Origin of the sequence: Burkholderia sp. LFS061 (genome assembly GCF_047978125.1) — a bacterium.
Lineage (GTDB): Bacteria > Pseudomonadota > Gammaproteobacteria > Burkholderiales > Burkholderiaceae > Burkholderia > Burkholderia pyrrocinia_C.
Genome location: NZ_JBFPFS010000020.1, coordinates 36,879 through 48,714 on the forward strand (window position 1 = coordinate 36,879; position 11,836 = coordinate 48,714).

Sequence of the window (11,836 nt, forward strand, 5' to 3'; positions counted from 1 at the left end):
CAATGCCCCGTCGAACAAGAAAACGGCTGCCGTTGCATCGCATCGGCAGCCGTTTGCGTTTTGCCGGGTTGCCGGTCAGAACTGCGGCGTCGTCTCGCGCGGCGATGTGACCGATTCCACGGCAATCGCCTCCGGCGCGGTTGCCCGCCGCGCGAGATGAATCCCCGCGAGCATGCAGCGCACCGACCCGCCGGCCAGTTCGATCGTCGGCACGTCGAGCGGCAGCAGCCGCGCGGAGCGCTCGATCGTCGCGCGCTGGTCAGGTGTGAGGCTATCGAACGCACGCCGCGACAGCGCGAGCACGCGCCCGTTTCTTCCCGACAATTCCAGCGTATTGCCCGCGAAGTTCGCGATCTGCGACTGATCGAGCGCGATTACCGCGCGTCCCGTTTCGGTCAGGCGTTGCGCGATTTCGGTGCGGCGCCGGCGGTCGGCGATCAGGTCGAGGCCGACCATCGCGAACTCGGTTGCGACGCTCATCATCACGTTCGTGTGATAGATCGGGCGCCCGTCGGCGTCGGCCGTATCGAAGCAGATCGGCTCGAAATTGAAGTGCGTGCAGAAGCGTTCGAGCGCGACCGGATCGGCGCGCTGATGTCGATCGCGGTGCAGGGCAATCGCGGCGCGGAAGTGGTGAAGGTGCTGCGCGGACATCCGAACGTCGCGTCGATCCACAGTACCAACGGGCGCTGGGATCTCGTCGCCGAATTGCATGCCGATTCGCTCGAGCATTTCGATCGCGTGCTCGGCGCGATCCGGTTGATCGACGGGATCGCGAGTACCGAGACGAGCATTTTGTTGTCGACACACAAGGCGTGACGCGGGCAGGGCCCGCGACGGCTTGTGCGTGAGCAGGCGTGCTCGCAGGCGCGTCACGCGTTGGCTGCCGACTCCGGAAACACCGGCTCCCCCAGCGTCAGCATCAACCGGTTCGCCCACGCGAAGATCGCGACCGCGTGCGACAGGTCGAGGATTTCCTCCTGCGTCAGCCCTTCGGCTTCAAGCGCGGCGATGTCGTCCGCGTCGACCGTATCGGGTCGCTCGGTCAGCGCGATCGCATAACGCACGATCGCGCGTTCGCGTGCCGTCGTGCCGGCCGTCGCCGGATCGTCGAACACCTGCTCGATCGCATCGGTGCGTTTCGCGAGCTGCGCGAAGCGCTGCGCATGCACCGACGCGCAATACACGCACCCATTCACGCGCGACACGGCCGTGCTGGCCAGTTCGCGCTCCGCGCGTGACAGCCCGCCGGGGCCGTACATGATCGCGTTGAACACACCCGAGCGCTGCCGCAGGATTTCGGGCAGGTGGACGAGCAGCAGGTAGTAGTCGGATGTTTTCGCATGCGGGTGGCTCGCTTCGAGCACCGCAAGCTGATCGGGCGTCGCGGCATCGAGCGATACCGTGTCGAGCCAGGCGCGCCAGCCGAGCGTGTCGGACGTGAAGCCGTGGGCGGACGTCGTCATGCGGCCTCCTTGGCGGCACGTGCCTGAAGCGCTTGCGCGGCAGCAGCGACGCGCAACTGATACGCGACGAACGCAACGAGCTGCGACAGCGCGACGATCGCGGGCGTCGTGAGTCCGGCCGACCTCAGCGCATCGAGGTCGGCGGGGCGTGCATCGGCGGGCGCGTGTGTCAAAAGCCGCGCATGAGCGAGGATCGCGCCAACGCGCGGGGCGAGCGCGTCGAACGCATCGGCGTCGGCGAGCGCGATGTCCTCGGCGATGCCGCCCGCGTCGAGCAGCCGCGTGCGATACGTCGAGGCCAGTGCGTGCGCGTTCGAGCGTTGCGCGACGTATCGTGCCGCATGCAGTCTTTCGACCAACGAAAGATCGGGCAACGCCGGATCGAACAGCGCGGCTTCGCTCAGCCGCGCATGGAGCAGCACCTTGTCGCGCGCGCGGCGCAGTGCGGTCACGGCATCGTCGTCGCGCAGGCCGGCTACCGCGTCGATCGTGTCCGGCGCGGCGGCCGGCGTGATGGATTCAGTCATCGTTTTGGTTTCCCTTCGTCGTTTATGTGATCGATGAACGCGCGCTCATGCGTCGGCGTCGCGCCATTCGTCGCCTTGCAGCTCGGCGTTCGCATACGCGACGAGTGCGTCGTAGTGCCGGCCGCGGTCGGCGTCGAACAGCCGGCTCGCGATGCCGCGCGCGAGCCGTTGGGCGCCCGCGCTGATGGCCGGGATATCGCCGGACAGCTTGCCGTGGCTCAGGCTCGCCGCATGATTGAAGCAATGAATCCGCGTGACGGCAGGGCACGCACCGCGCTCGCGTTCCTGGAACGCAAACGCGGGGCCGAGATCGGGCGATTCGGCGAGTTCGTCGAGCCATGCACCCGGTTCGGGGCGATAGCGGTCCTTCCAGCGCCGCACGTGCTGCCCGAACGACGCGAATTCCGCACGCGTCGTCCAATCCGAATGAAAGCCCGTCGCGAAGATCAGGAAGTCGACGGTGTAGCGCCCGCGCGGCGTCGTCACGTCGAGGCCGTCCGCACGTTCGGCGAGCGTCTCGATCGGGCTGCCCGCATGAAAATGCGCGTGCTCGTGGCGCGACACGCGCAGCACGCTGTCGCGCGGCGGTGGCGTCTGCGACGTCAACGCGTAGTGCATGAAGCGCCACTTCGTCTCATCGTCGAGATCGGCGTAGCCGTGCACGAGGCCCGGGCTGCCGATACCGGTCAGCTTGTTGATGCGCGGAATGTCCGCGCGGCGGAAGAACAGGTCGACGCGCGCGGCGCCGGCTTCGAGCGCGGTGCCCGCGTTGTCGAACGCGGACGCGCCCGCGCCGACCACGCCGACACGCTTGCCCGCGAGCGCCGCGAAATCGATCGGCTCGGACGAGTGGGCCCAGCGCGTGCGCGGCGCGCGTTGTACGACGGGCGGCACGTATGGGCCGCCGAGACCGTCGCGGCCGGTCGCGAGCACGACATGCCGCGCGAGCAGGGTCTGCGCTTCGCCGTTGCCGCGCACGTCGAGCGCGAGCAGCCCGTCGTCGCGCGGGCGCAGCGCGACGAGCGTCGTGTCGTTGCGCACCTGCAGGTCGAGCACGCGCCGATACCAGCGCAGGTAATCCATCCATTGCGTACGCGGAATCTTGTAGAGCGCGTCCCACGTATCGCGGCCGTATTGCGCCTCGAACCATGCGCGGAACGTCAGCGCGGGCAGGCCGAGCGCGGGGCCCGCGAGCTGCTTCGGCGAGCGCAGCGTGTCCATCCGCGCGAACGTGACCCATGGCCCTTCGTAGCCGGCCGGCGCGCGGTCGATCACGCACTGGTTGTCGATGCCGAGCAGGCGCAGTTCGGCGGAAGCTGCGAGCCCGGCCATGCCGCCGCCGCCGATCGCGACGTCGAGCACGCGCGCGCCGTCGGCTTCGCGCGGCGGCACCCACGACGGCGCGGGCAGGTCGAGCCAGCGCAGGTCTTGCGCGAGCCGCGCTTCGAGCGCGTCGAGCGGCGTCGTCATGCGGCCTCCGGGCGGGTGCGGCGTGTACGTGTCGGGCGAGGCGGGCGCGGCGCGCTTTCGCTGCGCAGCCGGTCGCCTCGCAGCAGCGCGTCGTGTGCGGCTGCGTCGTGAAAAATCACGTCGTCGAGCAGCGCGCGCGTCGTGCGGTGCAGCGCGTCGAGCAGCGCATCGACGGCGGCCGTGCGCGCCTTGCCGGCCGGCGTCGCGACGCCGAACGCGAACGGGATGTCGACGTCGAGCGGGCGCGCGACGACGCCGTCGACCGGCAGCGCGACGCCCGTCGCCGGATCGACGATGCCGATCCCGATGCCCGCGCGCGCGGCCATCACCGCATTCAGCGACGCATTGGTTTCGATGAACACGCGCGCCTCGACGCGCGCGGCCGCGAATGCCGCGTCGATCCGCTGGCGCAGCCGGTGCCGGTTCGCGACCGTGACGACGCGGCGGCGCGCGAGATCGCGCAGCGCGATGCGCGGCTTCGCCGCGAGCGGATCGCCGGCGGGCAGCACGGCGACGCATGGCGTCTGCGCAATCCAGTGCACGTCGAGCCCCGCGTGCGCCATCGGCAGCGTGACGACGCCGATATCCGCCGTGCCGGCCAGCACTTCATGCACGACATGCTCGGCCGATTCGCTGCGCAACTGGTAGTGCGGCGCATGTGTGCCGTCGGGCAGCGCGGCGAGCGCGGCCGGCACGAGCGTGGCCGCGAGCGACGGCGTCGCCGCGATGCGCACGGGTTCGGCCGTTTCGTTTCCGAGCGCGCGTGCCCGCGCCTCGATCGCGCGCAGGCCGACCAGCGAGCGCTCGACTTCCTCGTACAGCAGGAACGCGCGCCGCGTCGGCGTGACGCGCGGGCCGTGCCGGTCGAACAGCGCGTAGCCGAGATCGGCTTCGAGCTCCTGGATCTGCCGCGTGACGGCCGGCTGCGAGCGGCCGAGCAGTTCGCCCGCGCCGGTCACGCTGCCGGCCGACATGACCGCGGAAAAGGCTTCGAGTTGATGCAGCTCCATGACGCGTTCCAATGATGCGATTTACGCATTGTAGGAGTGCGAGCATGCGTGATTCATATAATGATTTTTGCTATCGACAGCGCGAAAACTGCGAAGCGTGCGATCTTCACGATGGCCGGCGGCGCGTACGTGCGCCTCGGCTGAGAGGGGAGCCGCGCGGGAAACCGCAATCGAATCAACGCGATGCGATGCATGCAGACGCACTGCACGATGCGCCGCATGCGGATGGCCATCCGCGCGCGTCATCCGCTTCGCGCCGCACGCGATATCGATATGCGCAAAACTTCGTTGGATCGCCCTGAACCGGATGGTTACATGCCCTCACTCTTTTCGACTGACTGAAGGTGGGGGCGGCATGAACGTTTCGGGGAACGACGCACGCGGCGCATGGCGGCGCGTGCTGGGCACGGTGGCGGCGCTCGCTGCCGCATGGGGCTTGTCGGCGGGCGGCGCGCTCGCGGCGGGCGTGTCGGGCGAGCCGGTGGTGGTCGGCGTGAGCGGGCCGCTCACGGGCCAGGACGCGCAATACGGCGAGCAATGGAAGCGCGGCTTCGATCTCGCGCTCGACGAGATCAACGGCAGCGGCGGCATTCACGGCCGGCCGCTCGCGATCGATTTCCAGGACAGCCGCAGCGATCCGCGCCAGGCGGTGGCGATCGCGCAGAAGTTCGTCGCCGATCCGCGCATCGCGATCGAGCTCGGCGATTTCTCCAGCGCGACGTCGATGGCTGCTTCGCCGATCTACCAGCGCGGGCAACTGATCCAGTTCGGCTTCACGAACTCGCACCCGGATTTCACGAAGGGCGGCGATTACCTGTGGAGCACCGCGCTGAGCCAGGCCGAGGAGCAGCCGCTGCTCGCGCGCTACGCGGTGAAGGAACTCGGCTTCAAGCGGATCGCGGTGCTGTACCTGAACACCGACTGGGGCCGCACCAGCAAGGACATTTTCGCGAAGGCGGCGGCCGGGCTCGGTGCGCAGGTCGTCGCGGCCGAAGGCTATCAGCCGGCGGAGAAGGATTTCCGCTCGACGCTCGTGCGGATCGGCGCGTCGAAGCCCGATTTGATCGTGCTGATCTCGTACTACGCGGACGGCGCGCAGATCGTGCGCCAGGCGCGGACGTCGGGCGTTGCGCTGCCGATCGCGGCGGTCGGCTCCGTGTATTCGCCGAAGTTCCTCGAACTGGGTGGCGCGGCCGTCGACGGCGTCTATACGGAATCGAATTTCTTCCCGGCCGAGCCGCGCCCCGAGGTGCAGGCGTTCGTGCAGCGCTATCGCGCGAAATTCCACGCCGATCCCGATTCGTTCGTTGCGCGCGCATATGACGCGCTGATCCTGTCGGCCGAGGTGCTGCGTCGCTACGGCACGACTCGCCAGGCCGCGCACGACGGTTTCGCGAAAGTGAGCGACGTGCCGAGCGTGATCTTCGGCAAGGTGCGCTTCGATCCGCAGACGCGCCGCGTCGCGGGCGCGCGCACCGTGTATCTGGTCGTGAAGCAGGGGCAGTGGGCGCTGTGGGACGGCGCGAAGCCGCAGCTCGCCGCGCGCTGATTCGAATCAACCGCATGCAAGTGACGGACGCATCGTGATGGCATCCTGGCTCGACTACACGCTCAACGGCCTCATCGTCGGTAACATCTACGCGCTGCTCGCGGTCGGGCTCGCGCTGATCTTCGGCGTGTCGCACCTGATCAACTTCGCGCACGGCTCGGTCTACATGGCCGGCGCGTTCATCGGCTGGCTGTGCCTGACACGCTTCGGGCTGCCGCTGCCGGTCGCGCTCGCGGCGGTCGTCGTCGGCTGCGGCGCGCTCGGCATCGCGATCGAGCGGATCGGGCTGCGGCCCTTGCGCCATGCGGCGCGGATCGCGCCGCTGCTCGCGACGATCGGCATCAGCTTCATCCTCGACCAGCTCGCGCAGCTCGCATTCGGCGCTGACCCGCGCGCGGTGCCGACGCCGCTGCCCGACTGGCATCTGCGGATCGCCGGCGCGACGCTCGGCTCGCTCGACCTGCTGATCGCGGGCATCGGCATCGCGGCGGCCGCGCTGCTGTACGGCTTCCTGCGCTTCACGCGGCTCGGCTGGGCCGTGCGCGCGACCGCGCAGGATCGCGACGCGGCGCTGCAGATGGGCGTCGACGTCGACCGCGTGAACCAGACGGTATTCGCGATCGCGTGCGCGCTCGGCGGCGTGAGCGGGCTGCTGGTCGGCATGTACTACAACAGCATCGATCCGGCGATGGGCTTCCAGGCGACGCTGAAGGGCGTCGTCGCGCTGCTGATCGGTGGGCTCGGCAACGTGCCGGGCGCGATCGCGGGCAGCCTGCTGCTCGGTCTCGTCGAAAGCTACGGCGTCGCGCTGTTCGGCACGAGCTATCGCGACCTGTTCGCGTTCGGGCTGCTGATCGTGTTCCTCGTATGGCGGCCGAACGGCTTGTTCAGCGCGAACCGCGCGCTGCCGCCCGAACCGATGACGGGCACCTTCCTCGCGGCCGCGAAAGCCGTGCGCGTGCCGCGGCCGGTGCTCGTCGTATTGATCGCGCTCGCGGCCGTGCTGCCGTGGCTCGGCGCGTCGCCGTACGTGCTGCAGACGCTGACCAACGCCTGGTTGTACGGCCTGCTCGCGCTGAGCCTCACGCTCGTCGCGGGCACGGTCGGGCAGATTTCGCTTGGGGCTGCGGCGCTGCTGGTGATCGGCGCGTACGCGTCGGCGCTGCTGTCGTCGGATCTCGGCTGGTCGCCGGCCGTGACGATCCCGTGCGCGGGCGCGATCACGGCCGTGCTCGGTACACTGCTCGTCTATCCGGCGTTCCGGCTGCGCGGGCACTACGTGTCGATCGCGACGCTCGGGATCGGCGAAGTGGTGAGCCTCGTGATCCTGAACTGGGACGGCCTCACGCGCGGCCCGCTCGGCATTACCGGCATCGCGCCGCTGCCGTGGGCGACGACCGCGCGCGCCGCGTACTGGTTTACGTTCGCGGTGCTCTTGGTGTTCGCGCTCGTGCAGGTTCGGCTGCTGCGCTCGCATCTCGGGCGCACGCTGCGCGCGGTGCGCGAGGACGACATTGCGGCACGCGCGCACGGCATCGCGCCGAATCGCTACAAGGCGATCGCGTTCGCGGTCGGCGGCGTGGCGGCCGGCGTGAGCGGCGGCATCGCCGCACACCTGTACAGCTACATCAATCACCAGACCTTCGATTCGCAGGTGTCGATCCTCGCGCTGACGATGGTGATCCTCGGCGGGCTCGGCAACGTGCTCGGCGGCATCGCCGGCGCGGTCGCGCTGATCGGGCTGCCCGAGCTGTTCCGCTGGGCGGCCGACTACCGGATGCTGATCTACGGCGTCGTGCTGCTGCTGCTCGTCCGGTTCCGGCCGCAGGGCCTGCTTGGCACGGTGTGAGGAGGAATGCCATGACCACCCCCCGACCCTTGCTCGACGTGCAGGGCCTGACGCGCCGCTTCGACGGCGTGACCGCGCTCGACGGTGCGAGCCTGACGCTCGCCGACGGCGAACTGTTGAGCGTGATCGGGCCGAACGGCGCCGGCAAGTCGACGCTGTTCAACCTGATCGCGGGCGCCGACCGGCCCGATGCCGGCCGCGTGACGTTCGACGGCCGCGACATCACGGGCACTGCACCTGAACGGCTCGCGGCGCTCGGCATCGCGCGCACGTTCCAGCACGGCCGCGTGTTCGGCAACCTGAGCGTGCTCGACAACGTGCTGATCGGCGCGCATGCGCGGTTGCGTGCGGCACGGCCCGGCTGGCCAGCGCTCGGCGCGGCGGCCGAGGTGCTGCGCGCGCTCGTGCGGCCCGCGTCGATGCGGCGCGAGGAAGCGGCGCTGCGCGACGAGGCGCGCGCGATCGTCGCCGGGTTCGGCGAACGGCTCACGCCGCGCATCGATCATCCGGCGCACAGCCTGTCGTACGCGAACCGGCGGCGCGTGGAGATCGGCCGCGCGCTCGCGCTGCATCCGCGCCTGCTGCTGCTCGACGAACCGACGGCCGGGATGAACGAGACGGAGACGGCCGAGATGCTGCAATTGATCCAGTCGCTGAAGGCGCGCGGCCTGACGATCTTGCTGATCGAGCACAAGCTCGAACTCGTGATGCGCGTGTCCGACCGCGTGATGGTGCTCGACAACGGCGTAAAGATCGCCGAAGGCGCGCCGCGCGACGTGCGGCACGATCCGCGCGTGATCGAGGCATACCTCGGCCGGCGTCACGCGGGCGGTGCTGCCGCGGAGCGCACGACGCAGGCGGCTGCATGAACACGCTTTCCACCGGACCCGACACGATCATGACCGACGCGCTGCTGAAACTCGAACACCTCGATACGTTCTATGGGCCGGTGCAGGTGCATTTCGACGTGAACTTCGAAGTCGGCCGCGGGCAGATCGTCAGCCTGCTCGGCGGCAATGCGAGCGGCAAATCGACGACGATGAAGCTGATTCTCGGGCTGATGCGGCCGCGCCGCGGCGTCGTGCGTTTCGACGGCGACGACGTGACGGCGCTCGCGACGCCGCAGCGCGTGCGACGCGGAATCGCGGCCGTGCCCGAGGCGCGGCGGCTGTTCGGCGACATGAGCGTGCGGGAGAACCTGCTGATGGGTGCGTATACGCGCAGCGACCGCACGGCAGTGGCGGAAGATTACGAACGCGTGCTCGACCTGTTTCCGCGCGTGCGGGAGCGGCTCGCGCAGCGCGCGGGCACGCTGTCGGGCGGCGAGCAGCAGATGCTCGCGATGGCGCGCGCGCTGATGGCGCGGCCGAAGCTGATCTGCATGGACGAGCCGACGATGGGGTTGTCGCCGCTCTACGTCGACAAGGTGCTCGAACTGATCGACGCGATCAACAAGCAGGGCGTGACGGTGTTCATGGTCGAGCAGAATGCGAGCCTCGCGCTGGAGATCGCGCACTACGGGTACGTGCTGCAGACCGGGCGCGTCGTGCTCGAAGGGCCCGCGAAGGCGCTGCTCGACGATGAGCGCGTGCGAGATGCGTATCTGGGCGGGGAGGCGGTGGCGGTGTAGTCGGCGTGGCTCATCGGTGGCCGACACATGATCATCTGCGGCTCATGAGTTGAAGCAAGTACCCGATCGACCGTGAGCCGGGTTCCACCGGCCTATGCCTGCCTGGCGCCGATCCCCGCCGCCCGCGGAAACGTCATCACCACCGCGAACCCACCCGCATCCGGAAACGCAAACCCGACGCGCCCGCCGTGCGCCTTCATCACTTCCTGCACGATCGCGAGCCCGAGGCCCGACCCCGTGCGCCGTTCGCTGCCGTCCGGCGCGAGCCGCACGAATGGCTGCAATGCGGCGTCCCAGTGCTCGCGCGGAATCCCGCGGCCGTTGTCGGTGACGGTCAGCATGACCGCGCCGTCGGCGTTGCCCGCGGTCGCGACCGAGACGACGATGTCGTCGGCATGACCATGCAGCAGCGCGTTGTGCAGCACGTTCGACAGCGCTTCCTGCAAGCTGATCGCATCGCCGTCGATCCACGCAAGCGGCGCGTCGCTCGCGAACGCGACGGCGACGTCGCGCTCGTCCGCGAGCGGAATCGTGCGTCCGAGCACGTCCTTCGCGAGCGCGACGAGTTCGACCGGTTGCAGCGGCACGGCCTCGATGCGATGGATCACCATCGCATGATTGAGCAACTGGCCGGTGAGGCGGCCGACGTCCGAGCAGGTCGCGCGCAGCGCATCGAGGCGTGCCGCATGGCGCGCGGGATCGGATTCGCCGTCGAGCAGTTCGATCTGTGCGTCGAGCCGCGCGAGCGGCGTGCGCATCTGGTGCGCGGCGTCGGCGATGAAGCGCTGCATCGCATTGATGCGTTCGGCCAGGCGGTGTATCAACCCGTTGATCGAGCCGATGATCGCGTCGATCTCGCTCGGCGTGTCGACGGCCACCGGCCGCAGGTCGGCCGGGTCGCGCGCGGCGATGATCGTGCCGATCTGCGCGAGCGGGCGCAGGCCGCGCCGGATCGCGAGGCCGCTCGCGCCGATCGCGAGCACGCTCATCAGCAGGATCAGCGTCCACACCTTGATGCTCATGTCGTTCGTGAGCTGCTGGCGCGCATTGGTTGTTTGCGCAACGGTCACGAGTGCCCAGCCCGGCGTGCTTTCCTCGGGCATGTAGCGCGCGATGGTCGCGGTGCGGATCCGGTGCCCCTGGTAGACGGCGTTCGCGAACGCGGGGCCCTGTTTCGCGGCGGCGAGCGTCGCGGGGCTCGCGAGATCGTTGTAGCCGGCCACGACGATGCCGCGCGAATCGACGACCTTGTAGTAGACGAGGTCGTAGCGCGACAGCGTCGACAGCGCGGCCACCGGCGGATTCAGTGCGAGCACGCCGCCTTGCACGTAGAGGTTTTCCGCGACCTGGATCGACGCGCCGGCGAGCAGCTGGTCGTACGCGCGTTCGGCCGCGACGCCCGCGTAGTAGCGCGCGATCGCCGCGAGCGCGAGCGCGCCGGTCGCGACGACGAGCGCGATGAAGAGCAGCGTGCGTCCGAACAGCGTCTTCGGGAACCAGTCAATGCGCGGCAATCTGATACCCCATCCCGCGCGCGGTGCGGATCTCGACCGAGCTGCCCTGCAGCTTTCTGCGCACGCGCGTCACGTACTGCTCGACCGCGTTCGCGGTCGGCTCGTTGCCGAAGCTGAACAACTGGTTCAGCAGCTCTTCCTTCGAGAAGATGCGCTGCGGTCGGCTCGCGAGGATTTCGAGCAGCGCGAATTCCTGGCGCGACAGCGACAGCGGCTGGCCGTCGAGCTCGGCGAGGCGGCTGCTGCGGTCGATCACGAGGCCGCCGAGCGTCAGCACGTCGTTCGCGTGGCCGCTGTTGCGGCGCAGGAGCGCCTGCACGCGCGCATCGAGCTCGCGGTAGTCGAACGGCTTCACCAGATAGTCGTCGGCGCCGAGGCCGAGGCCGCTCACGCGGTCGTCGATCGCCGAGCGCGCGGTGACGAGCAGCACGGGCGTCGTGCCGCCCGACGCGCGCAGGTTGCGCAGCACCGCGAACCCGTCCATGCCGGGCAGGTTCGCGTCGAGCACGACGAGGTCGAAGCGCTCGACGCGCAGCAGCCCGTTCGCGGTCGCGCCGTCGGTTTCGAGATCGACCGCGTGGCCGAGCCGCGCCAGGCGGCTGCGGATCGCCGCGCCGATTTCGGCATCGTCCTCCACGACGAGAATGCGCATGGTGCCGTTTTTCAGGTGGGTGGATTAGGGGTTTTCCCGGGGCCGGGATGTCAGCATTTTCTCAGACTCGGTCGATAACCTGTGTCGAGCCGGAAGCAGCACGCAAGGACGGCATTAATACCAGAAATATTCAAGGAGACGGCAACATGCAGCAAGTCACGGGCACGAC

At 69.2% G+C, this 11,836-nt stretch carries 10 protein-coding genes and 2 pseudogenes; 5 read left to right on the plus strand and 7 right to left on the minus strand.

Annotation, left to right across the window (positions count from 1 at the left end; all coding sequences use genetic code 11):
- Window positions 1-75 precede the first annotated feature (75 nt).
- A pseudogene (locus ACNQQL_RS18925) lies at window positions 76-600 on the minus strand (arginine deiminase-related protein); the annotation flags it as partial.
- Here ACNQQL_RS18925 and ACNQQL_RS18930 point away from each other — a divergent pair.
- Window positions 565-819: pseudogene (locus ACNQQL_RS18930) on the plus strand (Lrp/AsnC ligand binding domain-containing protein); the annotation flags it as partial. The pseudogenes ACNQQL_RS18925 and ACNQQL_RS18930 sit on opposite strands and share 36 nt — an antisense overlap.
- A 53-nt stretch (window positions 820-872) precedes the next feature.
- Here the strand turns inward: ACNQQL_RS18930 and ACNQQL_RS18935 are convergent.
- Genes ACNQQL_RS18935 through ACNQQL_RS18950 form a run of 4 tightly spaced genes read right to left on the minus strand, consistent with a single transcriptional unit; the run spans window position 873 to window position 4,473 of the window.
- Window positions 873-1,466 carry a peroxidase-related enzyme gene (locus ACNQQL_RS18935; RefSeq protein ID WP_347065065.1) on the minus strand — a complete coding sequence of 198 codons (594 nt, stop codon included), beginning with the start codon at window positions 1,464-1,466 and terminating at the stop codon, window positions 873-875.
- Window positions 1,463-1,993, minus strand: a complete 531-nt coding sequence (locus tag ACNQQL_RS18940) for a hypothetical protein (RefSeq protein WP_347065066.1) — start codon at window positions 1,991-1,993, stop codon at window positions 1,463-1,465. The genes ACNQQL_RS18935 and ACNQQL_RS18940 overlap by 4 nt, the downstream gene beginning before the upstream one ends.
- 45 nt (window positions 1,994-2,038) lie before the next feature.
- Entirely contained in the window at window positions 2,039-3,463 is a 1,425-nt protein-coding gene (locus ACNQQL_RS18945) for an NAD(P)/FAD-dependent oxidoreductase (protein ID WP_347065067.1), read from the minus strand.
- Window positions 3,460-4,473, minus strand: a complete 1,014-nt coding sequence (locus ACNQQL_RS18950) for a LysR family transcriptional regulator (RefSeq protein ID WP_347065068.1) — start codon at window positions 4,471-4,473, stop codon at window positions 3,460-3,462. Before ACNQQL_RS18950 ends, ACNQQL_RS18945 begins: the two co-directional genes overlap by 4 nt.
- 355 nt (window positions 4,474-4,828) lie before the next feature.
- Here ACNQQL_RS18950 and ACNQQL_RS18955 point away from each other — a divergent pair, with 355 nt between their 5' ends.
- Genes ACNQQL_RS18955 through ACNQQL_RS18970 form a run of 4 tightly spaced genes read left to right on the plus strand, consistent with a single transcriptional unit; the run spans window position 4,829 to window position 9,501 of the window.
- Window positions 4,829-6,022 (plus strand): ABC transporter substrate-binding protein, encoded by a 1,194-nt coding sequence (locus ACNQQL_RS18955; RefSeq protein ID WP_347065069.1) that lies wholly within the window; start codon window positions 4,829-4,831, stop codon window positions 6,020-6,022.
- 37 nt (window positions 6,023-6,059) lie between these two features.
- Window positions 6,060-7,871 (plus strand): ABC transporter permease, encoded by a 1,812-nt coding sequence (locus tag ACNQQL_RS18960; protein ID WP_347065070.1) that lies wholly within the window; start codon window positions 6,060-6,062, stop codon window positions 7,869-7,871.
- An 11-nt stretch (window positions 7,872-7,882) separates the two neighbouring features.
- Window positions 7,883-8,740, plus strand: a complete 858-nt coding sequence (locus tag ACNQQL_RS18965) for an ABC transporter ATP-binding protein (protein ID WP_347065071.1) — start codon at window positions 7,883-7,885, stop codon at window positions 8,738-8,740.
- On the plus strand, window positions 8,737-9,501 hold the full coding sequence (locus ACNQQL_RS18970) for an ABC transporter ATP-binding protein (RefSeq protein ID WP_347065072.1): 765 nt from the start codon (window positions 8,737-8,739) through the stop codon (window positions 9,499-9,501). The genes ACNQQL_RS18965 and ACNQQL_RS18970 overlap by 4 nt, the downstream gene beginning before the upstream one ends.
- A gap of 92 nt (window positions 9,502-9,593) precedes the next feature.
- Here ACNQQL_RS18970 and ACNQQL_RS18975 read toward each other — a convergent pair whose 3' ends face one another.
- Complete coding sequence (locus ACNQQL_RS18975) at window positions 9,594-11,015, minus strand: sensor histidine kinase (RefSeq protein ID WP_347065073.1); 1,422 nt, start codon at window positions 11,013-11,015, stop codon at window positions 9,594-9,596.
- Window positions 11,002-11,667 carry a response regulator transcription factor gene (locus ACNQQL_RS18980; RefSeq protein ID WP_072442176.1) on the minus strand — a complete coding sequence of 222 codons (666 nt, stop codon included), beginning with the start codon at window positions 11,665-11,667 and terminating at the stop codon, window positions 11,002-11,004. The genes ACNQQL_RS18975 and ACNQQL_RS18980 overlap by 14 nt, the downstream gene beginning before the upstream one ends.
- Window positions 11,668-11,836: the final 169 nt, after the last annotated feature.

Coding starts and splice junctions, on each gene's coding strand:
- ACNQQL_RS18945 (WP_347065067.1), bottom strand. CDS start 3,463: ATGACGACGCCGCTCGACGCGCTCGAAGCGCGGCTCGCGCAAGACCTG.
- ACNQQL_RS18960 (WP_347065070.1), top strand. CDS start 6,060: ATGGCATCCTGGCTCGACTACACGCTCAACGGCCTCATCGTCGGTAAC.
- ACNQQL_RS18950 (WP_347065068.1), bottom strand. CDS start 4,473: ATGGAGCTGCATCAACTCGAAGCCTTTTCCGCGGTCATGTCGGCCGGC.
- ACNQQL_RS18940 (WP_347065066.1), bottom strand. CDS start 1,993: ATGACTGAATCCATCACGCCGGCCGCCGCGCCGGACACGATCGACGCG.
- ACNQQL_RS18935 (WP_347065065.1), bottom strand. CDS start 1,466: ATGACGACGTCCGCCCACGGCTTCACGTCCGACACGCTCGGCTGGCGC.
- ACNQQL_RS18970 (WP_347065072.1), top strand. CDS start 8,737: ATGAACACGCTTTCCACCGGACCCGACACGATCATGACCGACGCGCTG.
- ACNQQL_RS18965 (WP_347065071.1), top strand. CDS start 7,883: ATGACCACCCCCCGACCCTTGCTCGACGTGCAGGGCCTGACGCGCCGC.
- ACNQQL_RS18955 (WP_347065069.1), top strand. CDS start 4,829: ATGAACGTTTCGGGGAACGACGCACGCGGCGCATGGCGGCGCGTGCTG.
- ACNQQL_RS18980 (WP_072442176.1), bottom strand. CDS start 11,667: ATGCGCATTCTCGTCGTGGAGGACGATGCCGAAATCGGCGCGGCGATC.